Genomic DNA, 25,814 nt, shown 5'->3' with positions numbered 1-25,814 from the left:
ACTCCTTTAAAATCGACTTCGCTTCTCTTTTATTCAGTAAGCGATTACAACCAAGCGTATCCGATAATTTTAGAAAAGGAAATAGCGGAAAGCAAGATTCGGCGCTGTTGACACTCTGATAGCTCGATGATACATTGTGCATACACGATATATACGCGACAAAGGAGATGAGAATATGATTATGCTCGACGTAAAAAACCTGAACAAAAAGTTTCCGCACTTTCAACTAAGCGACGTCTCTTTTCAACTGCCGCAAGGCTATATTATGGGCTTTATCGGGCTGAACGGCGCGGGCAAGACTACGACGATCAAGTCGATACTGAACCTGATTTCGGTCGACAGCGGCGAGATCCGGATCATGGGCAAGAGCATGAATGAGCACGAAGTCGAGCTGAAGCAGACCGTCGGATACGCGTTCGGCAATGTCGATTTCTATACGCGCAGCAAAATCAAGACGTTGACCAACGTCTTCAAGACCTTCTACGACAACTGGAACGAGGAGTCTTACCGCCATTACATCCAAAAGTTCAAATTGATCGAAGACAAAAAGATTGCCGAGCTGTCTACGGGGATGAAAGTGAAGTACAGCCTGGTTCTTGCTCTCTCGCACGGCGCCAAGCTGCTGATTCTGGACGAACCGACGAGCGGTCTCGATCCGGCGGCGCGCGACGATCTGCTGGACGTGTTCCGCGAGCTGGTGCAGGGCGGGGAGATCAGCATCCTGTTCTCGACCCATATCACCTCCGACCTGGAAAAGTGCGCCGACTACATTACATACATCCATGACGGGCGAATCATCAACAGCGCGGAAAAGGAAGACTTTGTCGATAGGTATCGCCTGATCAACGGCAGGGTCGAAGACCTCGACCACATCAAAGATCGCCTGATTTCGTATAAAGTCAATTCGTTCGGCTTTACCGGCTTGATCCTGACCGAGAACTTCACGCCTTCCGCTGCGTTCAAAACCGCGATTCCGAACCTCGAAGAAATCATGATCTATTACTCCAAAAAGGAGGCTGCCCATGTATAATTTGCTGTTGAAAGAAATCAAGCTCGGCGTGAATCCGTTTTTCTTCGTGCTTCCTTTTATCACGGGAGCCTTGATGCTGATTCCCGGCTGGTTGTATTTTATCGTTCCGCTGTATTTCTGCATGATCACGATTCCGAACATCTTCGGCGGCTATAAAAGCCAAAACGACTTGATGTTCACCAGCATGCTGCCCGTGGACAAGAAAAACGTCGTCAAGTCGAAGGTGCTGCTGATCGTGTTATTGGAAGTGCTGCACGTGCTGACGGCTATGATCTACGGTAAAATCAGCTTGAGCCTGTATCCGTATCTCGACTACATTTTCTTCAAGCCGACACCCGGTTTCTGGGGACTGACGCTGACCATGTTGGCGCTGTTCAATCTCTTTTTCATCTCGATGTACTACAAAACGGCTTATAAATACGGTGCGGCGACGCTTGTCGCGAGTACGGCTGCCGTGCTGTTCGCGGGCGGCGCCGAATGGTTGGGCATTCAAAATCAGTTCGTGTACAACTTGTTCAAAGGCAGCGGTTCCGGCGACGGCTTGATCCATTATTCGATTCTGCTTACGGGGGTATTGATCTTTGCCGCATTAACGTACGTCGCGTATCGCATCGCTTATCAACGATTCAAGAAAGTAGAAGTGTAAAGCATGAATATCATGATCTCCAACACCTCCGAAAAACCGATCTACCAGCAAATTTTCGAACAAATCAGCGCGCAAATTCTGAAGGGCGAGCTGGAAGGCGGTTATTCCCTCCCTCCGATCCGTCAAGCCGCGGTCGAGCTTCAAGTCAGCATCATCACGGTGAAAAAAGCGTGGGAAGAACTTGAGCGCTCCGGCCTGATCTACACGGTAACGGGCAAAGGCTGCTTTATCACGGAGCTGTCGCCGGAACGGATGACGGAGAAGCGCAGCGAGATGATCCTGAAGCAGATGACGGTCGATATCGAGTACTATCAATCTTTCGGACTGACGTTAGAAGAAGTCATAGCGTTGTTGAAAAGCATTTATGAATGAAAAAGAACCCGCTTCGACGCGCATTTTTCAACAGCGCTGAAGCGGGTTCTTTAGTTAGATAAAGCACACCTTGCGCGCAGCCACGACCTGCCTATGCTTACTTGACCGTAACCGTCAATTTGGACGTCCGGGTCTCTCCGGCTGCATTTTGCAATACGGCTTCATACTCATAGTTTCCCGCCGCTCGGCCTGCAATCGTCGTTGTCGCCGATTGCGCGCCGGGCGTGCGGGCTTGCAGCGCCTGCGTATCGACCGGAACGCCGTTCTCGTACAATCGATACTCGGTCGCATTCGTGCCCCACCACAGATTCATACTGATCAGATAGTTGCCGTCTTGGTCCCAGTTATCGTGCGATAAAACGGCTTGCCCCGGCGCGGCATCCGTGACCGTTACGGTCAGCGGCGCGCTTGTCGTGGTGCCGAGTGCATTGATCAGCTCGCCCGTGTAGACATAGGTACCGTTAGGCTTGCCCGCGATATCGACCTTGACCGATTGCGCGGCAGGCGATTGATCGGTTAACGGCACTTCCTTAATAAACTCTCCATTTTCATACAATTTAAAAGTGCTGCCGTTATTCCCCCACCAGAGATTCATCGTGATCGTATAATCGCCGTCCCGCAAGCCGCTGTCGTGACCGTTGTTATCCGAAAGTACAGGAACTCCCGGAGCATCGGTCGCGAGCGGAGGAGCAAAGGCGATCGAAATTTCCAGCGTTTGCTCGGCTTCTTTGTTGCCCGCGGCATCGACGCTCCAATAGGTGACGACATGCCGGCCTTCTTCATTCAGCGTGACCTGATTGCCTTCGACAACTTCTCCTTCGTTGATCCGGTAATAGGTCGCGGCCACGCCCGATTCTTCGTCCGTTGCCTCGAACACAATTTCGACGGCTGACTTGTAGGAGCCGTTTTGCAAATCGCCTGTCGGCGTCGCGGTAGTCTGCGGAGGCGTCTGATCCGATTCGTCATCCAGCGTCACGAAGGCGGACAGCGGGATATTCAGTTCCTTGACCAGACCCGCGACGAGTTCGGACACCTCGATCGCGCCGTTCATTTGCAAATGCGTATTGTCTTCCGTGCTGCCGACCCACATAAAGATCGACTTGGTGCCTTCGCTGCCGAGTTCGTTGAAGTACTCCCAGCTCGCCTGATTCAGATCTACCAGCAGCGTGCCGGTTTCCTGAGACACTTCTTTCATCGCCTGCACGTATTCCGGGAAGCTTTTGTTCAGCACTTCTCCCGTGTAGTCGCGGCGGTTTACCGGCGTCACCAGAACCGGAGTCGCGCCGCGCTGGTTCGCGCCGTCGATATACGTGTTCAGATAGCCTTTGAATTGTTCCGGCGTCAGATAACGTTCCGGACGGGACGGCGTGGAATCGTTATGCGACCACTGCATGAACAGATAGTCGCCTTCGTGCACGTCCAGCAGCAGATCGTTCAGATGTCCGCCGACCAGGAAGGTCTTGCTGCTTAATCCTCCGATCGCGCGGTTGTCGACCGATACTTGATCCGGATCGAAGTATTGGCTCAATGTCTCGCCCCAGCCGGCTTGAGGACGGTAACTTTCCGCGTAATTGGCTACGGTCGAATCGCTCGCCAGGTAAATGACGGGCTGCTCGCCCGCGCCGTTATCGGGCAGACGCTCAATCGTCAAAGCGTTGATCTTCGGCGAATTGCCTGCAAACTCGAAGTTGAATACGCCGTCGATCAGCGCTACGTCATAAGTAACTTCCTTGAATTCGCCTTTGGTGATCGTCGCCAACGGCAGCTTGGTCATCTGTTCGGCGATCACGCTCGTGCTCGTCGATTCCTCGGCGTCGCCGACGGTCATCGTCACCCGGTAGTTGGCCGGTTCCAACTCCGTCAGGAAGGAGGTCGCGTTTACCCGTGTGAAATCTTCTTTCAGCGCATCGCCGGTTTCCCGATTCTCGTCTTCGGTCAACGCCGTATCGGCGAAGCCGTAACCGTTACCTTCGATATAAGCATGGTCGGCCGTTACTCGGGTGTAGCCCTCGGCCGCTTCGCCGGAACCGAAGTCGAATTTGTATACGCTCATCGGTTCAGCCTTTTCGCCGGTCAACGAAGCTCTGGCGACCGTCAGCATATTCAATGCATGTTCGACTTGAGCCGGCGTCGCCGTCTTGTCGATGATACCTTCGGCAGCAGTCAACGCCTTGCTCAACACGGCGCGCGAAGCTTCGGTATAAGACGACAGATCCAGGTCTTGAATCTCCGCGTACAAAGCTTTCAAGGCCGTCTGATCGCCGGACTCCGGCGGCAGCTCCGTGCCTTCGATCCGCACGTTGTCGATCGCCGTCGTCCAATTCAACGTACCCGCGCCGCCTTTTCTCGTGCCCAGGAAGCGAAGCGATCTGACGTTGTCGGCATAAGCGCCCGGACTTAACGTCAACCCTTTGATCGTTTGCGCGACCGACGGATTGCTGCGACTCGTCAACGTCAGATCCAGCGTCTTGTTGGCAAAGTTGATCGCGGCGTCCACGTTGACCCATTGATTTTTCGGAATCGTCGTCGCCGTGCCGCCTTCCGGAATCGCCGTGTTGCCGCCTGCGTAATCCGCCGCGTACGGGCCGACGAAGTAATGGAGATTAGGATCGCCGTTTTTGGCAACCAACGTAAACAGCGCGTTCTCGTCGGAATCCTGCACCGTCAGATGGCCTTCCGAAGGGAAAGCGCCGACATTGCCGGACTGCCAATCGAAATTCACGTCAACCTTGTCGCCGTTCACGGCATCGAAGATGCGGAAGGTCTTCGCCCGATGCCCGGAACCGCTGCCGCTCAGCGACATGACTTTGCTGCCGTCCTGATCGACGACCGTGCCTCCCATCGTTCCGCCGATTCCCGTCGCGTTAACCAGGGAATATTGAACATCGGCCGGGTCGCCTTCGAAGTCTTCTTCATAAAGCTGAGCTTCCGGTTCCGGCTCCGGTTCTTCAAGATCCGGGTCGATCACCAGCGGCGAGATGCTTAAACCCATGTCTTTCACAGCATTCGCGACCAATCCGGCGATCTTTTGCGCGCCGTAGCCGCTGAAATGCGTGTTGTCGCTGACGCCGTTCGGATATTTCGGATACTCGCCCGGATTGGCATACAGGAACAATTTCTCCGTCGCCGCGCTGCCGAGCTGATCGTAGTAGGCCACGCTCAATTGGCTGAGATCGATCAGGTCAACGTCCAGCTCCGCCGCCACTTCTTTGGCCGCCTGCACGTATTCCGGGAAACTGACGTTGAATTGCTGGGTCACCGTATTGAAATCCCGGCGGCCGACCGGCGTGAGCAGCACCGGAGTCGCGCCGCGCTGCTTGGCGCCGTTCACGTAACGGGCCAGATACATTTTATAATCTTCCGGCGACGCATAACGATCCGGAATTCCGGCGCTCGCATCGTTATGACCGAAAGAAATGAAGAAGTAATCGCCCGGCTTGATCCGCTGCAAGATCGTATCCAAGCGGCCGTCCGCCAGGAACGACTTGCTGCTCCGACCGCCGATCGCGTTATTCACGACCGTCGCGCCATTCGCGAAGTAGCGGCCGAACTGTTGGCCCCAGCCTTCTTGCGGCGCTTGCGATTCGCTGTACGACTGCATCGTCGAATCGCCGGCCATGTAGATTGTCGCGGCTGCTCCGGCTTTTTTATCCGGATATTTCTCGATGACGATATCCTGAATATCGATCGCCGAGCCTGTAAACAAGAATTCGAGCTGCCCATCCACCAAAGCCACGTCATAAGCGTATTCCAGCGGTTCGCCCGCCGTCACCGAAGTCACCGCCAGCTTCTGCACGTATTCCGACTTGACGCCGACGTCGGAGTCGCGCGAGTCGCTGCCGAGCCGCAGCGTGACTTTGTAATTCGCGTCCGGGAGGTCTACCGCGAACGTCGTTCCCGACTGAACAGACACCTGACCGGCTTCCGCAATCACGCTGCCGATGTCCGTGAAGCCGTATCCCGTCTGTTCGTTATACAGCGTATCCTGCACGCCCGTATTTCCCGCTTCCGGTTCCGTGCCGAAGTCGAAGCGATACACCTCCTCCGTCTGTTGGCCTCCGCCGACCAAGTTCAGATTCGCTTTCGGAAACTCGGTCGCTTCCGCGCCGATGTAGAAACTCGTATGCGGCGGTTGATTATACGATACGTTTTGCCAAGCGATCCCCAATCGATAGACCGGGTCCTGCATCAGCGTCGGAATGCGGTATTCGGTAGGAATGGTCGTCGTGTACAGACGGTATTCCGAGCTGTCTTCGCTCCGCACCAGAATCTCTTCGCGCCAATCGCCCAGGATATCCGCTTGCAGCGCCGGATTTCCCTTGGTATGGTTGTTGGTCAACGCGCCGGTCGCCCGGAAGATTTCGTTCAGCTTCTTGTTCTCGTAATCCCATTTGTATACGATCGGAACGCCTTTTGCCGTACCCGCGTCCCATTCATGGTCGAACAGCTCGCGCTGCAAATCGCCGTCCCACCAGATCGCGAAGTTTGCCGTTTTCGGCGATTGCTCCGGGGTGTATACAACTTCTCCGCCAGCCGAGTACGTGCCGGTGACCGGCACGCTCGATCCGTCGGTAATCGTCGTGGCCCAGGACTCGTAGCCCGGATGATTCGGGTCGATATCCGCCGACATGCCGCGTCCGGTGTCCCGACCCGTGAATTCGCCCCATATGATCTCTCCCGTCCCGGCGTCGCGCATCTCGACGCCGTATGCAGCATTAGAATGTTCGTGCACGCTCATGATCTGGTAACCTTCTCGGTTCGGATCAAGCTTGCCCGCGTGCATGGCGTCGCCGTGTCCGAGTCCGGTGCTGTACATCAACGTGCCGTCGTCGTCGATCGCAAGCGCCCCGAACATGATCTCGTCTTTGCCGTCCCCGTCGGCGTCCAGCACGCTCAAGTTATGGTTGCCCTGCGCTTCGTATTGTTTGCCGGCTTCGTTGGTGTCGAACACCCACCGCTTCACCAATCGGCCGTCTTCGTAATCGTAAGCGGCAATGACGGTACGCGTATAATAACCGCGGCTCATGATCACGCTCGGCGTCTTGCCGTCCAGATACGCGATGCCGCCGAGGAAGCGATCTACCCGATTGCCGTAACCGTCGCCCCAATCGCCGACGCTGCCTCTCGGCGGAGCGTAATCGACCGTCGATACGGCGGCCCCCGTCTCTCCGTCGAACAAGGTCAGGTATTCCGCGCCCGACAAAATATACCCGCCGTCGTTGCGGTAATCCTTCGTGCCGTCGCCGATCACGGTACCTTGCCCGTCGATCGTGCCGTCCGCCGTTTTCACGACGACTTCGGCTTTTCCGTTGCCGTCCAGGTCATAGACCATCAATTGCGTGTAGTGTGCGCCCGCCCGGATATTGACGCCCAGATCGATCCGCCACAGCTTTGTGCCGTCCATTTTGATCGCGTCGATGTACACGTTGCCGGTATAGCCGGCTTGCGAGTTGTCTTTGGAATTGCTCGGGCTCCACAGAAAGACAATCTCGTATTCGCCGTCGCCGTCGAGATCGGCTACAGATGCATCGCCCGCATAATAGGAGTACGTTCCGCCGTCTTTGGTGCGCCCGTCGGCAGGTTTATCCAGCGGAATCGGCAGATAGTCGTTATGCCAGACCAATACGACTTCCGGCTGCATTTGTTCTTTGCCCGCGATGACCGTCGAAATCTGGTACTGCGAGCTGTCGAATCCCGTCGTATCCGTGTAATTCGTGACATCACCCAGAGGAGACGCGTTTACTTTAGAGCCGTTTTTATATATATTGAAAGCGATATCATTCGGGTCCGTGTTTAAATATCTCCAGCTCAGAAATACACCATTGTCGGTCAGAACTGCAACCAATCCACGGTCCAAGTACTCCGCTTGGCGAGTCGGCAGCGAATCTGTGTTTTCCGCATTTGCCGGTGCTGGAGGAATAACCAACGAAACGATCATGAGGAAGGCTAAAAACAAAGCAGCTGCGGATTTCTGATTGGAACCTTTTCTTCGGTTCATCGAACGAATCCCTCCTGTTTACGAATATGTATTTTGGTTTTCTAACATCATTTTCTGCGGTTCAATCACGAATCCCCCTTTCTTGGTAACGTTTACATTTATTCTACAAGTGCTAAAATAGACCTACAATCTAAAAAATGTGACTTCCGCTATAACAAAATTGACTTTTCGCAAAGGAGGATAAGCGATGTACCATACGGTTTCTTATGCTTTTCGCAACGACGACGCGTCGATCATGACCGTCGATTCGGTAGGTTGGCAGAACGTGTCGCATCCCGAATACCGCTGTTCAAGCGATGCGAGACCGGATTCCGGGCATGTCGTTTTTCAATATACGCTGAGCGGTCAAGGGTATTTGGATATCGGCGGGCAAACCTTTTCCTTGTCGAAAGGCCATGCGCTTGTGGTAAAGGTCGACGACGAGCATTGTTATTACTATAAAGAAGAAGGCAAGCAGCCTTGGGAGTTCGTATGGATCAACATTCGGGGAGAGGAAGCCAGCCGGATCTGGAACTTGGTTATCGAAAAAGAAGGTCATGTCATTTCGCGCAACGCGGATTCGCCTTTGATTCAGGAATTGTGGAATATCATCCGATTAATCAATCAGGAAAAGGTGACGGATCGATACCGGCTGTCCGTGCAGGTGTATCAATGGCTGCTCACGCTCGTGCAAAGCAGCCGGGACGCGGAGAAAGATATCGGCGCTTTGTCCGTCAACGCGATCGAGAAATGCAAACGATTTCTTCGGGACAATTATGCCTCGCCGATCACGTTGGATCTATTGGCGCAGCATTGCGAGATCAACAAGCATTACTTATGCCGCCTTTTCCAGCGTTCCGAGCAGACTTCTCCGCTCGCCTATCTCAAAGATCGGCGGATCGAAGCCGCGTTGACGATGCTGAGAACGACCGAACTGCCCATCTCGCTGATCGGCCAAAAATGCGGCTTCGAAAGTCCCAGCTACTTCGGCAAAGTATTCCGGCAGTACATGTCCATGTCGCCTACGGAGTATCGTCTGAATAAGCTGGAGTTTCCGTATGAGGCGATTTATTACGAATGATCGGCATGAAAAAAAGGCTTCGACGTACGCACGAGGTACGTCGAAGCCTTTTTGCTTATTAGCTATGCCCGATGATCGGATGCGGCGCATAAGGCTCTTCCAACCACGCTATATCCTCCGGTGCGAGCTTCAGATCGAGCGCTCCGAGCGCGTTATCCAGATGAGCGATCTTCGTCGCGCCGATGATCGGAGCCGTAACGGGTTCTTTTTGCAGCAGCCAGGCGAGCGCAATATGCGTACGGGGTACCGTGTACCGCTCCGCAAGCTCCGCCACGCGTTCGATAATGACCCGATCGGCATCCGCCGCCCCGTCGTACTTGGACTTCTGCACCTGATCGCTCTCCAAGCGCTCCGTTTTCTCCGACGCGTCCCGCGTCAATCTGCCGGAAGCGAGCGGACTGTAAGGCGTAACGCCGATCCCTTCGGCCCGGCACAGCGGCAGCATCTCACGTTCTTCCTCGCGATAAATCAGATTCAAGTGATTCTGCATGGAGACGAATTTCGTCCAGCCGTGTTTGTCCGCGGTATAGAGCGCCTTCTGGAACTGCCAGGCATACATGGCGGAAGCGCCGATGTACCTCGCCTTTCCGGATTTCACGACATCATGCAGCGCCTCCATCGTTTCTTCGATCGGCGTCTCGTAATCCCAGCGGTGAATGATATACAAGTCCACGTAATCCGTGCCGAGCCGCTTAAGGCTGTTGTCGATTTCGCTCAAGATTGCTTTGCGGGACAGGCCCGCGCCGTTCGGCCCGTCGTGCATGCGGCCGTGCAGCTTCGTGGCCAACACGATTTCGTCGCGGTTCGCATAGTCTCGAATGGCCCGCCCCAGAATCTCCTCGCTGGCTCCAGTCGAATAGACATTGGCCGTATCGAAAAAGTTGATCCCCAGCTCCAACGCTTTTCGGATGACGGGGCGGCTTTCCTCTTCGTTCAATACCCAGGAATGAATCCATTTTTTCGGGTCGCCGAACCCCATGCAGCCCAGACAAAACTTCGATACGTCGAGTCCCGTGTTTCCCAGCTTCACGTATTCCATTTCGATATCCTCCCTTGTCGGTCCGTAAGTTCAAAAGTGAATTCGTTCGTTATAGTTCCGATTATGCCACAAGCTCTGCGCAATCCCTATTCGTATTCCTGCTCTCTTTTTGCCTAAAGCTCTCAACTCCCTTTTTCCAAAGCGCAATATCGGATAAGATGGGTTCAAGGCGGAAACCGAACAAGATTTTGCGAAAAAGGAGAGGTTGCGGATGAGCGAAACGACAGACGAATCTTTCACCGAAGTTTCTAAAGAAGTCTCCGATAAGCCCTCCGTCGACGTGCCGCAATTAAATGGACTGATCAGGAAACACGCGCAAACGGACGGCGTTCACTCTACAATGGTCCCGTCGTTATATTTGGTTCGTGAGTCGGAGGTCAGCGAACCCGTCGCCCGGGTGAACGAAATCTCGTTTTGCCTAATCGTCCAGGGGGAAAAGGAAGTGTGGCTCGGCGAGCAGCGTTTTCGCTACGGCCCGGGTCATTGCATCGTGGCCTCCGTCGAACTTCCCGTTACCGGGCAAGTCGTTCAGGCTTCGGCCGAAAGTCCGTATCTGGCGTTCAAGATCGAATTCACTCCGGCCGAAGTGCTGGATGTGATGAATCATGCGAACCTCAAGCCGATCCGCGACAAAAAAGCCAAACGAGCCATGTTCGTGGGCGATGCGGAGAAGCCTTTGCTGGATGCAGCGGTTCGGTTAGGCTCCTTGTTGGATCAACCGCAGCATATTCCCGTTCTGGCCCCTCTTTTCAAAAAGGAACTGCTCTACTGGGTGCTGCAAGGTCCGCATGGCGACTCCTTGAAGCAGATGGCCGCGGAAGGCAGCAGCGCGCGGCGGATTCGAACGGTAATCGAGCATATTCTGGCGAACTACGATCGAACGCTCCCCGTCGAGGAATTGGCCCGATTGGCTAATCTCGGCGTCTCGTCGCTGCACCGGCAGTTCAAGGAAGTCACCGCCATGAGCCCGATTCAGTTTCAAAAGCAGTTAAGGCTTCAGGAAGCGAGACGTCTGCTGCTTGCCGAGTCGACGGATATTGCCGGCATCGCGTTCCGCGTCGGCTACGAAAGCCAGTCGCAATTCAGCCGGGAATATTCGCGACTGTTCGGAAGCTCGCCGCGCGCGGATATTCGGCGGATGAAGGAACGGTACGGAGGATAAACAAGACTTAGCGCGTATAGGTAAACTCACCGACACGAAAAAAGCAAGATCCGCGCCGGGCAGGCACGGACCTCGCTTTGGTATGTCGACTATGGAATCCGATCAAAACGTAATGGTTTTCTCCGGAAGTTCTTGGCGGTAAGACACCAGTTCAATGACCAGACTCCCATCAAACGTTCGATCAATCAGCCCGACCACTGTCGTTTGATGCTTGAAGCCGTCGGGCCCTAGTTTTACGGACGAATAAAATACGGAAAAGTGCAAGTCTCCGGATTCGCTAGTGAAGGATACAGGTTTCGAATCCAAAAAATCTTCGGAATACAACGCCAATTGAATATCGTCTTCGGATTCGTATTCGACGACAGCCAATTCTTGACCTTTGGGACAAGCACGTTCAAGTCCCCGCAAATATTGATTTTTGAAGTGCTGCCATTCTTCTTCCGTCGAACTCGGAGGAGTCGGCTTGGCGAAATTTTCTTCGGTTATTTTCCAAACATCTTCTCGCGTCAACGCTTTGATGTAGAAGAATCGATCTTTCCCGCTAACGGGATCGTAAAAGGAATGCTTGACCTCTTTCGGCGCATCTCCGAATTCCAGCACGATCGGCTCCGTACGTACGCTGATCTGACGCGACGTGCTATTGAACTTCAACGCAATATCCAGTTCCTTTTCCGAATCCAGGTCGGGAAAAGGCTCGGAAGCGTCCTGCTCGTAAAAAGTCAAAAACAAACGATCTACTCTAACGTCCGCAAAGCTTGCCAGCTCCATTCCTTGTTCAACAAAATGCTGCAGCTTCATATACGCTTCATGATCCTGTTCCGTACAGAACGTGGACTGCGATGTACCGAACGTCATAAGCTGCCCTTGAATGATCATTTTGGAGATGGAATCTTCCTGATCGCCGAAAGCCGCCTTGTCTTGTAAAGCCCCCTGCATGCGCTGGCGATGGGTTCGATTCTCTTCAGGCTGGTAATCCGGCTTTTCTTCATACATCCAGTCCGGAATTTCACGCAGCGTCCACAATTTGCGAAGCCCGTTCTCCGATGTGATCGAAATCAGCAGAACATCGGCACCTCTTATACTCACCAGACGATTCAACATCATTTCACGGTCAGGAATCAGCATTGTTTCTTTCAGCTCTTTAAATAGCATAAGCTCCTCCTTTGAATTGCGAGCATAAGAAATAAATGATTCTGCATCCATTCTTTTACTATACATCAAAAGAGGAGTTTTACTGCTCCTTCATTCCCCTTCAACCCAACTCCAACGTATACGTCCGTTCGATATGGCGGACGCCCCAGGCTTCGTTCGCATGCTCCCCCGTCTTCCGGAATCCGCTCTTTTCGTACATGCGGATCGCCGTCTCCTGATCGTCGGTCGTTTCCAAGAACATCTGCCGCAGCCCTTTTTCCCGCCCATACGCCATCGCTTGTTCGAACAGCTGCTTGCCCAACCCGGCGCCCCGGTAATCCGGATGCAGAATGAACCATCGGAGCTGCGCGATACCTTCGCCTTTTCCGATGACCGCAATGCTTCCCACGATCCGTCCGTCCGCTTCGGCTAACCAAATTCGATCGTTCTCCGGGTCATAACGTTCCATCCACTCGTAAAACGTACGGCAGACGTAGGCTTCGAAGACGTGGTTGTAGCCGCATTCCTGCGCATAAATCCAACCGTGCAGATGAATCAGCATGCCGATATCGCCGGGGCGAATATCGGTACGGATCTCGATGTCGGGCAGGTCGCGATCCTCGGACAATATTCTTTCGATAGTCTTCATGCCGGCGGATAATTCGGCTTGACTCCGATCCGATACTTGGCTGATCAGTTGACGAACCTGCTTGTTGGATAACGCGTCCATTTTCTCCAGCGTTTCTTTTCCTTTTTCCGATAAATGCAGCAGATAAGAACGTCCGTCTTCTTCCGACTGCACGCGGTAAGCCAGACCTGATTTCTCGAATTTTTTCATGATCCGGCTCAGATACCCCGCGTCGATATTCAGCCAATCGATCAGCATCTTGGCCGTGCAATCCGGTGTCGTTCCGATCTCGTACAGCACGCGCACCTCAGATAGCGAAAACTCGGTGCTTAACAAACGCGAATCCAACAATCCCAATACTCTCGTATAAAACCGGCTGAATCGGCGAATATCGGCAATCATGGATGTTTCTGAACGCATACTGGATTCCTCCCGTTTCATGATTAATGAACTTGACTCAGTCAAATATAAAAGAAGTATAGCGATTAAGTTTGACTGCGTCAACTAAAAAAACATCCCAAGTCCGATGTTCCTAATACGGTCAAACAACCGAATGCGCAGACGAAGAACAGGATACCCAATGGAGCAGGCGTTCCGCTCGAAAGGCCCTCAGCAGCGCCGCACTAACCCTGCTTGCCGCAGTTCTCCGGTCACGTTGCCTGCTCGAACAATGCAAAAAAAGAAGCCGTACGCTTATTCAGCGTACGGCTTCTTTCACTTAAAAAAGTATTACAGCTTTACAACGTTCTCAGCTTGTGGTCCACGAGCGCCTTCAACTACGTTGAATTCTACGCGTTGGCCTTCGTCAAGAGTTTTGAAACCGTCGCCTTGAATAGCGGAGAAGTGAACGAACACGTCGTTGCCGCCTTCAACTTCGATGAAACCAAAACCTTTGTCTGCGTTAAACCATTTAACTGTACCTGTTTGCATGTGAGGTACCTCCAAAAATTAAATTTACATGACCTCATTTATTCAGAAAAAGCATCCGATAAAATTAAAAATCACATATTGCACAAGGTTATTCGCTAATCCTATAACAACCCTCTGCAACATGTAAGTTTGGGTCAGGGCTTTCTTAACGTCACTATACCCTATCGAACCGAGGAATACAAGCCTCCTAAAAAATATAAAAAATAAATATATGATTTTACTAAGCTCCGAATCGTTTGAAAAAGCTGTCGCACCGCCAAAACAAAGGCTTTTCGACAGCTTTTTCAGTTTGCCGATTCGGCTTTTTTTTATTTTAAACCCTGAAGCATTTCTTTATATTTCTTGTAATGCCCGCTGACCCGGTCGGCCGTATAGTTGTACATCAGTTGAGTTTCCGACAGCGTCGCCATCTCCACGTCGATATCGACGCTGTTGTTATTGTTGTTCATCTTGGCGCCTTTGTCTTCGACGATCCGGAAAGGTACGGCTGCATCGCCGGTCGTCGAGCGGATCGTCATATGGCGGGCGTTATTCGTTTTGAGTTCCAGCTCGCTGCGCCCGCCTTCGATCGCTTTGCGAAGCTCGTCTTCGAAGACGACCGTTTTTCTTTTGTAATGCGGGGTATCCGCGTTGGCGATATTGTTCGCCGTCACTTCGTTGCGGGCATTTAATGCCTGCAAGATCGACTGATGCAGCTTCACGTTCGTCGATTGAATCATGGTCTCACTCCTTTATAAGGGTTCGTTCCGATGCGACTTGCGCGAGCGGGAACCGAATCGTCACCTCGGTCCATTCTCCGTAGACGCTATCGATATCCAGATACCCGCCGTAATCGTCCAGCAGCCGTTTGGCGATCGATAATCCGAGGCCGTTGCCGCCTTCTTTGCGGCTTCGCGCTTTATCGACCCGGTAAAAGCGGTTTGTCACGAACGGCAAATCCTCTTGCGGGATTCCGGCTCCGTAATCTTTGATCGCGAGCTTGAACGACGAATCTTCGATCTTGGCGTCGACGCGTATCTTTTTGCTGTCCCTGGCGTGCTTGATCGCATTGTCGAACGCGATAATCAACAGCTGTTGAAGATGATTTTTTCGGATCGGCAGCGTAAAGTTCTCTTCCAGCTCGATCCGGGTCAGAATACGGAATTCCGGTTGAAGCGTCTGGAAGTTCTCGACGATCTCCTCGACGGCCGGCCTGATCCGAATCGGCCCCGGAGGTCCGTATACGGAAGCATCCGCGCCGTCGGCGCGGGTCAGGATCAACAGCTCCGATACCATATGGATGAGCCGGTTCGTCTCGTTCAGGCTGAGTTGAATCGAACGTTCCAGCACTTCGGGATCGTCCTTGCCCCAGCGCTTGATCAGCGACAGATGACCGTGGATAATCGTAAGCGGCGTCTTCAGCTCGTGCGAAGCGTCTTCGATGAACTGCTGCTGTTGGTCGAACGACTTGGACAGGCTATCCATCAGCTCGTTGAACATGGTGGACAGCTCGGTCAGTTCATCCTGCGGATTGCTGATCTGGACGCGTTCCTTAAGCCCTTTTTCCCGAATCCCTTTCATCGTTCGAATCATGGCGTTGATCGGATTCAGCAGTTGGTACGAAATCATCCGGCCGCCGATCAGGCTGAGCACGATCGAGATCAATCCGGTTGCCACAAGCAGGCTGGTGATCAGCGTGATCAGGCTTTCGAAATTTTCCATGTTGCGCACGATCTCGACGGTAAAACGTTCGGAACCGAAATCGATCGGCTTGCGGTAAACGAGCAGCGTATCCCCCGTGGGCGAAGTCTGTTCTTCAGGCTCCATATCGGCATAGCGCGGAGCGACCCAGTCTTCGTCTACTTTATTCGTCACCGTGACGACCGGCATATTCCGTTCGTTCACGATTCGGATCAACTGATGCCGCTCGTTCAGCACGTTCAGATAATATCGGCTGTCCGCCACTTTTCCTGAACCTTCGATGCTGTGCAGATATACGACGGCTTCTTCCATGTTTTTGCGGATGATATCCTTCTCATGGTTATGCACCCATCCTTGCAGGATCGAGAACTGAAGCAGATTGTAGAAGAAAAAGAGCAAAATCAGATGAAAAGCGGACCATAACGTCAGCTTCCACTTGATATCGAGCGTCTTCCATACCGGCAGCTTAATCTTTCTCATGCCGCATCACGTATCCGATCCCCCGGACCGTTTGGATATACGCTTCAATGTCCCCGCCGCGAGTGTCCAGCTTGTTGCGCACATGCCGGACGTACACGTCCACCACGTTCGTCTCGATCCCCACGTCATGTCCCCAAATTCGTTCCAGAAGCAGATCCCGGGGCAGAACCCGATTGATATTCTTCATAAAAATGAACAACAGCTCGTATTCTTTTTTCGTCAGTTCGATCCATTGATCGTCTTTGCGCAGCATGCGCGATTCGATATTCAATTCAAGGTCTTTGAACGTCAGCGACATCGGCGCGGGAGTCTGCGATTTCTCCTGACGTCTGCGGATCACCCGGATGCGCGCGAGCAATTCTTCGATCGCGAACGGCTTGGGCATGTAATCGTCGGCGCCGCTATCGAGTCCCGCCACGCGATCCATCACGCTGTCTCTCGCGGTAATCATGATGACCGGCGTATCCTTGACGGCTTTCAATCGCCTGCATACCTCGATTCCGTTCAAGCCGGGCAGCATCAGATCAAGCAGGACCAGATCCCACTCTTCGCCGAGCGCCTGCTCCAGGCCTTCTCTTCCTTCATACGCAGGGACGGCTTCATAACCTTCATGCCGAAGCTCCAGCACGATGAAGTCGGACAACGCCTCTTCATCTTCAATGACCAAAATACGCATAGGCGTCAGCTCCTTTTCCCACTTTATAATAGTGTAATAAAAGCGCTCTGAAGAGAGCATTAAATTTTTTTCATGATGGATCCGAACGCAAAAAAGAGCCCCGGTTAACGGAACTCCGCGCATCGATCCGTCATCTCCATTATAGGCTCTTGGATAGAAAACCGTTCGCTTCAATTTCCATAATGCGCTCATCGCCCATGCTTGAGGAAACAGTCTTCCGCGCGATGCCGGCCGAAGAATGAACCCGTTACGACGGCGATTTTTCCGCTTACGCCAAAAGCCCTCTTCCGTTGACCCGGTTCAACACGAAAAAGTAAGTATCGTCCGTATCCATGCTTTTAATGTCCATGATCCCGAGCAGCGTGTCCGGATCGACTTTGCGGAAGACGTCGATAATATCCTTTTTATCGTAAACCATCGACGCGCCGAGTTTGCCCCGATACTCCACCTTGCGCAGCCGGGCGGCGCTTTTCTTCGTCCGGATAATCGGGCGGATCAGTGTCATCGCGGGACGGATCAGCCGTCTCGGAATTTTGTCGAAAGGCAGATTGAGCGGAATCAGCAGCGGATTGACCTTATATAAATCGCCGTTCTTTTTCTCGAATACCAGAGGATGCACGTGCTCGGCGCTGAGAAATTCTTTGCCGTACCAGCCGGAAGCCGTGAGCAAACCCTCGAAAGCATGACCGGTCGCCAGCTCTTCGCCTTTCCATACGCCCCACATCTCGTGCGGCTCCGCCGCTTCCAATGTATCAAAGAATGCAAAAGCCTCTTCCTGCGAAGATCGGCGGCTTAACATTCGGTTCAACTGCTCTTTTTTCATATTCAAAACCCGTTCTCTCCTTTGGCGGTTTGAAGTAGGAGTCGACGCCTGTTACATTTGTAACGCTATCGCGCATTGATCGTAACATGAGGCAATCGGTCGTTCAATGCGCGGCAAGCTTACTTTCTCCGCAACAGCTCCTGAAGCTGTTCGGTTTCAAGCACCGTCTTCGGCATAAAACGCCCGCTATTCATATACGTCAGCAGGCTGCTGCGAAGCTGCGCGGCCGCCGGACGCTGCTCCAAATCGCTGTCGATATCCATCCCGCAGATCAACAGCTTGCCCCGGCCTGCGCGGTATTCGATCAGATTGGTCATTTTGCGATTATGGAAAAAGTTCGGAATGACCTGAACGATCGGCTCGAAAGGCAGTTCCTTCGGCGCGATCAGCGACACGGAACGATCCAACAGGTCTTTCCACTGATGCTCCGCATAACCGGCAGTCGGGAATCCGGCCAAAGCGCCATGCGCATGATCCACCCAAATGCCGCAAGGGTTATCCGTCTCGAAATGGACCGGACTCCAAAATACGGGCGCGAACTTGCCGGGAACCGCATGCGTCAGCTGGGCCGCGTGAGCGAGGAATAGAACGGAGCCGCCGCTTTCCAGCACTTGCCGGGTCTCTTCGTTCCAATCGTTCGTTATCGTAATCTCGGAGCCGGAAGCTTCGCTCGTCGCTCCATGATCTTCTTTTCCAAGCCGAGGCTGCGTATAAACCCAGATCGACCATTCGTTGCGAACCTTGATCTCCGGCAGCTCGATCGCCACACGCAGCTCGGTGCTCTGCGCAACTTGATTCAGCGCATCGGATTGCAGTCTTCCCAACGGGATTCCCGAGCCGAAGCCGATCTGCTGCGTATTCAGCTCCCCGCGATCCAGCACATGTCCGGACCTGTCCGCAATCGACCATTCAAGGCGCGAAGGCGGCAGCTCCTTTTCTCCGAAATGAGCGATTTGGATCTCTGCTTCAAAAGCTTCCGCCGCCGTATACACGCGCTTCGGCATCCGCAGCAGCAGAACCGTCGGTCCGCAAAACGCTCGGAATTGCTCCGGCTCGATCAGGCCTTTCGACTGCCAAAAAGCATCCAGAATGCCGATCGTCGCGGTGCTTTGTCCCGGAAAGTCGTGCAGATCGAGCAGTTGGAAGCCGCCGAACTCCGGTGTCCGCAGCGCGGCTTCGATCTCGTCGCGGTACAACCGGAGCGACAGCATGCCCGAGCTCTGTACGAATTTGCGCACGTCGCCCGACAATCCGCGTCTCTCCAAATCCCCCCGGATCGCTTCCAGATTGACTGCCCGCAGCGCGCCGGAATAATCCGCAATCGTATCAACGTCAGGGTACACCGTATATTGTCCGACTTCGTGCGCCACCACGGGCATATCCCGCTTCACCACCGCTTCCCTGAAGTCCAGCATCGTTCCGTCCGCCAGCTCATCCGGATAAAATTGTCCGCGAATCCCCGTCCCGTCGACCGATTGCGTACAGAACAGATCCTCCGCCGGGTCGGGCTGTCTGTCCCAGTTCGTCGTCAGCGTATACAAATGTCGGTTATCCGACGTTCGCAGCTCTTCCGCAATCCGGTGCAGCAGCCCGAAATCGCCGTTCAGCTCATTGCCGTTGCTAAAAATGCAGAACGACGGGTGATTGCCGTATGCCTTCGCGATCCGATGCGCTTCCTCCGGCAGATACGCGTAATGCTCGGGATGCGCGCCGACCGGCGTATTCCAAGTATCCATCCACGCCGGGCCTTCGACTTGCAGATACACGCCTAAGCGATCCGCCGCCTCGAAAGCCGCTTCGGGCGGACACCAGGAATGGAAACGAACATGGTTCAGGCCGTAGCTTTTGACCGTGCCCATCAGCTTCAGCCAATCTTCGAGTTCCGTCGGCGGGTATCCGGTCAGCGGGAAAATGCAGCATTCCAGCGTGCCGCGCAAGAAAACAGGCCGGCCGTTGATCGTAAGCTTTCTTCCGTCCGTCAAGAAACGCCGGAGCGCGAAGGATTGAACAGTCTCTGCGTAAAAGACTTGGTTGGAGGAGCGAGTTTGGCTGGTTTCCGTATTTGCTCGCAGTTCCAGTTTAAGCGCATATCGATTAGGCCTAAATTCGTCCCATAGCAGCGGATTCGGTCCCAGGTCATAGCTCCAGCTAAACGTCTTCTGCGTTTGCGCAGGAAGAACGAGGCGTTCTTGTCGATTCGACGGTGCAGACGGAGAGTCATTTTGCGAAACCGTATCGGGATCGGTGCCCAGAACATGCGCGGACAGATCGATGAACGCGTGCAGTTCCGTATCCGTTTCGTTATGACACACTCCGGTTACAGTCACCGTGCGCAGATCGTCATGCGGGAAAATATGCACATCCGTAATCCGAATTTTCTCATAAGCCTGCAACTCCATTCGTCCCACGACACCGTTCCAGATCGTCTGCGTCTCGTCGGTGTAGGCGCTCGGGTAATTGCCGATCCGCTGCACATCCCGGTTATCGATGCGCAGCGTGATCCGATTTTTTTGCCCGGTCCGAATCAACGCGTCCGCTTGGTATTCATGCGGAACGGATAAACTGTCGCAGCGTCCTGCAAAACTCCCGTTTACCCAAAGCGAAGATTGGAACATGACACGCTCCAACAAAACGACAACCCCCTTGCTGCCCTGCCAGTCCGCGGGAACATCGACTTCGATCTCGTACCAGGCCGCTCCGACATAAGAATGCCGTTGGCGAAGAGAACGAATCGCTTCCTTGTCCATTTCACCGTTCCACGTATAAGGCGTACCGATTCCGTTAGAAGTTAACGTTCCCGGAAAGTTCAATGTTTGCGGCGATTCTTTGGATTGGAGCAATCCTTGCTCGTACCACTGCTCCGTTTCTCCGACGTCTTCCGGGTCCAATACATAGTTCCAACTTCCGTTCAGTCGAATCCGGGCTGCCGATTGCAAATCGATCATTTTTTCACTCCTTTTCGATTATCGCAAACTACTCGGTAAGCGTTATCAATTTAAGCCAAAGGCTTCGTTGCATGTACCTTGATTGTAGAGTTCGTTGTGCGAAAAAGAAATGAATATCCGGCTAAGAAACCGACTGATTCTGCTATCTCGCCTGCTCGGCATGTAAAAAAGCCCGTTCAATGCGAGTGTTCGCGTCGAACGGGCTTTTTCCCTTACGGATGCGGATTTTCTTTTTCGTAATACCGAAGCTTGCTGGCGGGTATGCCGACGATAGCCGCAAACTCTCCAATCGAATCAGTCCTTGGATGCTTTTGGCGAATTGCAAGCTTTCCTTAATAAAGCTCCTGCAATGCTGCCGGCGAGAACGCCACCAGTTCGTCTTGGCGTCCTTGCTGCACTTTATCCGACCAAGCCGGATCGGCAATCAACGCGCGGCCGATCGCGACCAGATCGAACTCGTTTTGCTCCAGACGCTCCAGCAGTTGCTCGATCCCGCTTACTTCCGCGCCTTTGCCTTCTTTGAACAGCGTCATGAATTCGCCGTCCAGACCTACCGATCCGACCGTGATCGTCGGTTTGCCCGTCAGCTTTTTCGTCCAGCCCGCGAGGTTCAGATCGGAACCTTCGAACTCGGGCTGCCAGAAGCGGCGCGTGGAGCAGTGGAAGACGTCGACGCCCGCTTCGCTCAGCGGCTTCAGGAACTGTTCGAGTTCTTCCGGCGTCTCGGCCAGCTTCGCCGTATAATCGCTTCCTTTCCATTGGGAGAAACGGAACACGATCGGGAAGTCGGGTCCGACCGCGGCGCGAACCGCTTCGATCACTTCGACCGCGAAGCGCGTGCGCTCCACCATATCGCCGCCGTAACGATCGGTGCGCGGATTCGTTTTGCCCCAGAAAAATTGATCGATCAGGTACTCGTGCGCTCCGTGCAGCTCGACGCCGTCGAAGCCGATTTCTTTCGCCGCGGCTGCCGAATGCGCGAATTGCTTCACGATATCCGCGACTTCCGCTTCGGTATAATCGCCGACTTGGCCGCGAGCGCCCATATGCCAGATCTGCGGAATGATCTTGCCTCCTGCGGCATGGACTTCGGACACGACGTTTTTCCATCCTGCAAGCGCGGCTTCGCCGTGGATATGCGGCACGTTTTGCTGATTGGACGCGTCCGGATGGTCGATGACCGTTCCTTCCGTCACGATCAGGCCGACGCCGTTTTCCGCTCTGCGGCGGTAATAGGCGGCGACATTGTCTCCCGGTACGCCTTCAGGCGAGAATTGACGGGTCATCGGCGCCATCACGATTCGGTTGGACAGCGAAAGATTGCCTACCCGGAACGGTTGGAACAAAGATTGAACGGATTTTACGGATTGCGAATCGGTCATGGCGAATAGCCTCCTAATATGTGTGATCAAAATGTGAAATAGATTGAATATGTGAATACCGCTTGGTCATCGTCAAAAGTCATCGTCTGCAAGCTGCCCTAGAAGCCTCACCCCCTTATTCAAATATCTCTTTATTCTTGACCGACTGGTCAACTAAAAGCCGAAAAATAACCGGCGCATCTTCTTCGATAAGCCGGTATTCGCCTCTTGCAAAGCGCTACGCTTCGATTAAAGCAATCGAGGTGCGCAAAACGCCGAGTATTTCTTCCCGGGATATGCCCGATTTCTCCATCATCTTCGCTCCGTTGATCGCGTTGCTCAGATGAAGAGCCAGTTCGCGGCTGCCCAAACGCGAAGTAATCGCGCCTTCCGCTTGCCCGTCGCGTATCGCCTGTTCGATCATTCCTTCGGTACGTTCCATCATCTGTCCGATTTCCCGGTTGATGTCCGCGTCCCCGTTTCCGAATTCCAACGAAGTATTGATGATCAAGCAGCCGCGAATTCTGGCTTCGTCGTCCGCGTATAAAGCCGCTTCGCAGATCGCTTCGAGTCGTCGGACCGGCGATGTTTCGCAGGCCATCCTTTTTTCCAAGACAGACAGGTTTTCTTCCCGATATAAAGCCAACGACTTCAAAAATAACTCCCGCTTGTTCTTAAACACGCCGTACAAACTCTGCTTCTTCACCTGCGTCGTGCGAGTCAGGTCTTCATAGGACGTCGCATGAAACCCTTTCGTCCAGAACACCTCCATGCATCGGCGAAGCGCGAGGTCGGCGTCGAATTCTCTCGGTCTGCTCATGGGACGAGTGTATCAGTTATTGACCACGTGGTCAAGTATGAGGAAAAAGCGGCTTTTCTTAACGCAAAAAAAGCCTGTCCCGGCTTGATCCGGAGCAGGATGTCTTTTTGATTAAAGCGCTTTGCTTAGCCACGCTTGAAGCTTCAATTCTTCCGTGATGTCTTCGTACACCTTCTCGTTCGTATCTTGCAAAACGACGGAATCCTGCTTCAGCAGGCTCAGTACGCGGTCGCGGCTGCACGCGAAGCGGTCCAAAGACTCTTCGTCGAAATTTTCGCGAACGATCGAATCGATAAGCCGGACGTATCGGGAGAATAAGCGCTGCTGCGTTTGTTTGCTTTCCTCCGATAACGCCTTCCATTTGTAAGCGCCGCCGTCCACGACTTCGTTCGAACCTTCGATATGGACCAGACTGCTTTCTTCCAAGATAAAGGCTTTGATCGCGACGGAAAGTTCGTGAAACTCGGTTTTCCGATCTGCTGCTTTTTCCATGATGATATGCCCCTTCCTCTTCCCGTCCCACTTTTCCGCAAAGGAAATGTTAGCCGCAAAAAAGGAAGTTTTGTTCCTCATTTTTCCAGAGGTTCTTTCAAGGCTCACTATACAGGTTTATTCGCTCCGACACAAGGAAGCCAGCCATCGCGACTGTTTTTAAAAAGAAGCCTTTTCGGAAAAGTGAGACCGAACCACTTCGCGAAACACCTTCGCCGCACGCGAAATATAGCGATCCGTATTCTATGACAGCGCGATCTGGCGGCTCAATTCTTTTTCTTTCAAAGCGATATATCGGACCCCGCTTCGCTCTTCCTTCGCCGTAGCCGGAATAAACGCGATCCCGATGCCGGCTTCCACGAGCGAAATCAGCCTTGACGGTTCATCGCCCTCGTAGACATAATGCGGCGAGAATCCATACCGGAGCGCCGCATTATCGATCAGATTACGCGTTCCGTAACCTTTTTTCACCCCGATCAGCCACTCTTCCCGAAATTCGGCCAAGGACAGAATCGGATTCCTTGCCAAAGGATGCTCGGAAGGAATCGCGGCGACGATCGGATCGATATGGACGACCTCGCAGCCGATCCCGCCTCCGCAAGCGAGCGGCGACGATAATCCGAAGTCCGCTTCGCCTCGCCGCAATCGTTCTTCCGTTTCCCGAGCCGTCAGCCGTTCGACGTGAAACTGGATCTCGGGCATCCGCTTGCGGAATTCGCCTAATAGGGACGGCAGCGTACTTGCGGCGGTGACGACCAGCTTTAACGTATCCGGCTCGCGGTCGGCCAAGTCTCGGACTTCCCTTTTCCCCTGCTCCAGCTCGAATAAAGCTTTCTCCGCCCGCCGCAAAAACAACAAACCGAATTCGTTCAGCTTCAGCCGGCGATTATTCCGATCGAATAGCGGCATGCCTACGTCCTCTTCCAGCCGGCGAATCGTTTTGCTGAGCGAAGATTGCGTCACATGCAGCTTATGCGCGGCCTCCGTCATATGCTCCGTCCGGGCCACTTCGATAAAATAGTGCAGTTGCAGCAGTTCCATCCGAACGCCTCCCTTATTTGCCGATTCATTCCTTTGAGTCTATGGAATCATAGCATAAAATGCGTTGGAGGAAATGACGAGAATTCGCTAAGCTTCGGATAAGGAGGAATGAATATGCATGCACGCAGCCGCTGGCTGATGGTTTCGATCGGTTTGGGCATTATGCTGAACCCGCTTAACTCTTCGATGGTAGCCGTCGCGATTCCCGATATCCAAAATGCTTTCGGGTTGGATTATACGACGGTATCCTGGATCGTTTTTTCATTCTATGTCTCTAGTGCCGTCGCGCAGCCCGTAATGGGCAAAGCCAGTGACTTATTCGGACGAAAACGCATTTTTCTGGCCGGACTCGTTGTCGCTTTTGCCGCTTCGCTGCTCGCGCCGCTTTGTTCGAGCTTCGGTTGGCTGATCGTGCTGCGCATCATCCAGTCGGTCGGCACCAGCATGATGGTTGCGGTCGGCATGGCGATCGTACGGATTCATATTACGGAAAAACGATCTGCCGCATTGGCGACTTTATCGGTCTTTCTGTCAGGGGCTGCGGCGATCGGACCTTTTTTTGGAGGATTGCTCACTTCGAATTGGGGATGGGAAGCTATTTTTTTCGTCAATGTTCCTTTTGCGCTGCTTGGATTCTTTTTGTCGTGGAAAAACATTCCCGAAGAACGCTCGACAGATTCGACGTCCTCTTTGCGAGAATGGCTGAGACGCATTGATGTACCGGGAATCGTTCTTTTTACGGCAGGGTTGGTCATGTTATTCATCGGGCTGCTCTCGATTGAACACGGCGGGCAAATCAACGTGACGGGGATTGTGCTTGCAGGGATCGGACTTCTGCTGTTGGTCGTCTGCGCCGCGTACGAACTTCGGGTCGGCACGCCGTTTATTCCTTTGCGACTGTTTGTCCGTTATCCGGCGATTACGCGCGTCAATATGGAGTTCATGCTGGCCAATTTGCTTTTTTACGCGGTATTTTTCGGACTTCCGTCTTATCTGCAACAGGTGCGCGGCATCGACGAGTTTCACGCGGGAATGCTGATGTTGAGTCTCGGTGTTTGTTCGCTTGCGATCTCGCCTGCGGCCGGAATTTGGGTCGGACGTCAAGGCGCCGCTCCCGCGCTGCGCGCTTCGGCGATCCTTATGGTTTTCGGCGCGGCAGGACTGGCGATTTTGCAACCGGATTCCGGTTTGTTTATCCTTTTTCTGATTCTGGCCGCTTTCGGCATCGGAAACGGGTTGAACGGCGTCGCCATGCAGGCTGCACTGTTCGCCGCCGCTCCGAAAGAAGTCATCGGCGTCGCTTCCGGTTTGTTCAACACGTTTCGTTATTTGGGAACCGTTTTGTCGTCGCTGTTGACGGGGATCGTAATGAGCGGGTCGTTCAATAACGCGGGATTTCGGACATTGGGCATATGCCTTTTCTCGATCGCGCTGCTGCTGACTATTTTGAGCTTGCAAAAACGCGGCCCGGTCGAGCATTCATGACAAACAGGGCGATAC

The 25,814-nt window shown here is 53.4% G+C and carries 20 protein-coding genes and 1 pseudogene; 6 read left to right on the top strand and 15 right to left on the bottom strand.

The window, feature by feature from the left end; translation table 11 throughout:
* Nucleotides 1-175: 175 nt before the first annotated feature.
* The 3 genes from HRQ63_RS02265 to HRQ63_RS02255 are packed head-to-tail and all read left to right on the top strand — an operon-like array spanning nucleotide 176 to nucleotide 2,048.
* The gene (locus tag HRQ63_RS02265) at nucleotides 176-1,030 is read left to right on the top strand and encodes an ABC transporter ATP-binding protein (protein ID WP_172238489.1); all 855 of its coding nucleotides are present in this window, start codon (nucleotides 176-178) and stop codon (nucleotides 1,028-1,030) included.
* Entirely contained in the window at nucleotides 1,023-1,676 is a 654-nt protein-coding gene (locus tag HRQ63_RS02260) for an ABC-2 transporter permease (protein WP_172238486.1), read from the top strand. Before HRQ63_RS02265 ends, HRQ63_RS02260 begins: the two co-directional genes overlap by 8 nt.
* A 3-nt stretch (nucleotides 1,677-1,679) precedes the next feature.
* Nucleotides 1,680-2,048, top strand: coding sequence for a GntR family transcriptional regulator (locus tag HRQ63_RS02255; protein WP_172238483.1), 369 nt, complete (start codon nucleotides 1,680-1,682; stop codon nucleotides 2,046-2,048).
* A gap of 97 nt (nucleotides 2,049-2,145) precedes the next feature.
* Here HRQ63_RS02255 and HRQ63_RS02250 read toward each other — a convergent pair whose 3' ends face one another.
* On the bottom strand, nucleotides 2,146-8,046 hold the full coding sequence (locus HRQ63_RS02250; protein WP_172238480.1) for a rhamnogalacturonan lyase family protein: 5,901 nt from the start codon (nucleotides 8,044-8,046) through the stop codon (nucleotides 2,146-2,148).
* A gap of 187 nt (nucleotides 8,047-8,233) precedes the next feature.
* On the opposite strand from HRQ63_RS02250, the gene HRQ63_RS02245 reads away from it, so the two are divergent.
* Entirely contained in the window at nucleotides 8,234-9,106 is an 873-nt protein-coding gene (locus HRQ63_RS02245) for an AraC family transcriptional regulator (RefSeq protein WP_172238477.1), read from the top strand.
* 58 nt (nucleotides 9,107-9,164) lie between these two features.
* On the opposite strand, the gene HRQ63_RS02240 is transcribed toward HRQ63_RS02245, so the two are convergent.
* Nucleotides 9,165-10,145: an aldo/keto reductase gene (locus tag HRQ63_RS02240; protein WP_172238474.1), complete on the bottom strand. Its 981-nt coding sequence runs from the start codon at nucleotides 10,143-10,145 to the stop codon at nucleotides 9,165-9,167.
* Nucleotides 10,146-10,356: 211 nt separating this feature from the next.
* On the opposite strand from HRQ63_RS02240, the gene HRQ63_RS02235 reads away from it, so the two are divergent.
* Entirely contained in the window at nucleotides 10,357-11,307 is a 951-nt protein-coding gene (locus tag HRQ63_RS02235; protein WP_172238471.1) for an AraC family transcriptional regulator, read from the top strand.
* Between the two features lie 102 nt (nucleotides 11,308-11,409).
* Here the strand turns inward: HRQ63_RS02235 and HRQ63_RS02230 are convergent, their stop codons facing one another.
* The 13 genes and pseudogenes from HRQ63_RS02230 to HRQ63_RS02170 all read right to left on the bottom strand — a co-directional run bounded on the left by HRQ63_RS02230 (nucleotide 11,410) and on the right by HRQ63_RS02170 (nucleotide 24,314).
* Nucleotides 11,410-12,459 carry a hypothetical protein gene (locus HRQ63_RS02230; protein WP_172238468.1) on the bottom strand — a complete coding sequence of 350 codons (1,050 nt, stop codon included), beginning with the start codon at nucleotides 12,457-12,459 and terminating at the stop codon, nucleotides 11,410-11,412.
* 100 nt (nucleotides 12,460-12,559) lie between these two features.
* Nucleotides 12,560-13,486 carry a bifunctional helix-turn-helix transcriptional regulator/GNAT family N-acetyltransferase gene (locus HRQ63_RS02225; RefSeq protein WP_172238465.1) on the bottom strand — a complete coding sequence of 309 codons (927 nt, stop codon included), beginning with the start codon at nucleotides 13,484-13,486 and terminating at the stop codon, nucleotides 12,560-12,562.
* A gap of 309 nt (nucleotides 13,487-13,795) precedes the next feature.
* On the bottom strand, nucleotides 13,796-13,996 hold the full coding sequence (locus HRQ63_RS02220) for a cold-shock protein (RefSeq protein WP_037288271.1): 201 nt from the start codon (nucleotides 13,994-13,996) through the stop codon (nucleotides 13,796-13,798).
* A 308-nt stretch (nucleotides 13,997-14,304) separates the two neighbouring features.
* Nucleotides 14,305-14,715: a flagellar basal body rod protein FlgB gene (gene flgB, locus HRQ63_RS02215; protein ID WP_037288268.1), complete on the bottom strand. Its 411-nt coding sequence runs from the start codon at nucleotides 14,713-14,715 to the stop codon at nucleotides 14,305-14,307.
* 4 nt (nucleotides 14,716-14,719) lie between these two features.
* Nucleotides 14,720-16,156 (bottom strand): HAMP domain-containing sensor histidine kinase, encoded by a 1,437-nt coding sequence (locus HRQ63_RS02210; protein ID WP_172238462.1) that lies wholly within the window; start codon nucleotides 16,154-16,156, stop codon nucleotides 14,720-14,722.
* Complete coding sequence (locus HRQ63_RS02205; RefSeq protein WP_172238459.1) at nucleotides 16,143-16,832, bottom strand: response regulator transcription factor; 690 nt, start codon at nucleotides 16,830-16,832, stop codon at nucleotides 16,143-16,145. Before HRQ63_RS02205 ends, HRQ63_RS02210 begins: the two co-directional genes overlap by 14 nt.
* A 268-nt stretch (nucleotides 16,833-17,100) precedes the next feature.
* Complete coding sequence (locus HRQ63_RS02200; RefSeq protein ID WP_172240504.1) at nucleotides 17,101-17,655, bottom strand: DUF4334 domain-containing protein; 555 nt, start codon at nucleotides 17,653-17,655, stop codon at nucleotides 17,101-17,103.
* Nucleotides 17,656-17,774: 119 nt separating this feature from the next.
* Nucleotides 17,775-20,600: a sugar-binding domain-containing protein gene (locus tag HRQ63_RS02195; RefSeq protein ID WP_172238456.1), complete on the bottom strand. Its 2,826-nt coding sequence runs from the start codon at nucleotides 20,598-20,600 to the stop codon at nucleotides 17,775-17,777.
* A 212-nt stretch (nucleotides 20,601-20,812) separates the two neighbouring features.
* Nucleotides 20,813-20,890: a MerR family DNA-binding transcriptional regulator gene (locus HRQ63_RS26345; protein WP_371873195.1), complete on the bottom strand. Its 78-nt coding sequence runs from the start codon at nucleotides 20,888-20,890 to the stop codon at nucleotides 20,813-20,815.
* 42 nt (nucleotides 20,891-20,932) lie between these two features.
* On the bottom strand, nucleotides 20,933-21,982 hold the full coding sequence (locus HRQ63_RS02185; RefSeq protein ID WP_172238453.1) for an NADH:flavin oxidoreductase: 1,050 nt from the start codon (nucleotides 21,980-21,982) through the stop codon (nucleotides 20,933-20,935).
* Nucleotides 21,983-22,199: 217 nt separating this feature from the next.
* On the bottom strand, nucleotides 22,200-22,781 hold the full coding sequence (locus HRQ63_RS02180; protein WP_172238450.1) for a TetR/AcrR family transcriptional regulator: 582 nt from the start codon (nucleotides 22,779-22,781) through the stop codon (nucleotides 22,200-22,202).
* Nucleotides 22,782-22,892: 111 nt separating this feature from the next.
* Nucleotides 22,893-23,273, bottom strand: a complete 381-nt coding sequence (locus HRQ63_RS02175) for a hypothetical protein (protein ID WP_172238447.1) — start codon at nucleotides 23,271-23,273, stop codon at nucleotides 22,893-22,895.
* A 159-nt stretch (nucleotides 23,274-23,432) separates the two neighbouring features.
* Nucleotides 23,433-24,314 (bottom strand): annotated as a pseudogene (locus HRQ63_RS02170) (LysR family transcriptional regulator).
* A 114-nt stretch (nucleotides 24,315-24,428) separates the two neighbouring features.
* Here HRQ63_RS02170 and HRQ63_RS02165 point away from each other — a divergent pair.
* Nucleotides 24,429-25,799 (top strand): MFS transporter, encoded by a 1,371-nt coding sequence (locus HRQ63_RS02165; protein WP_172238444.1) that lies wholly within the window; start codon nucleotides 24,429-24,431, stop codon nucleotides 25,797-25,799.
* Nucleotides 25,800-25,814: the final 15 nt, after the last annotated feature.

Origin of the sequence: Saccharibacillus endophyticus (assembly GCF_013185185.1) — a bacterium.
Lineage (GTDB): Bacteria > Bacillota > Bacilli > Paenibacillales > Paenibacillaceae > Saccharibacillus > Saccharibacillus endophyticus.
Note: the sequence above shows the minus strand (reverse complement) of the source record. Positions and strands in the feature narration are given on the sequence as shown.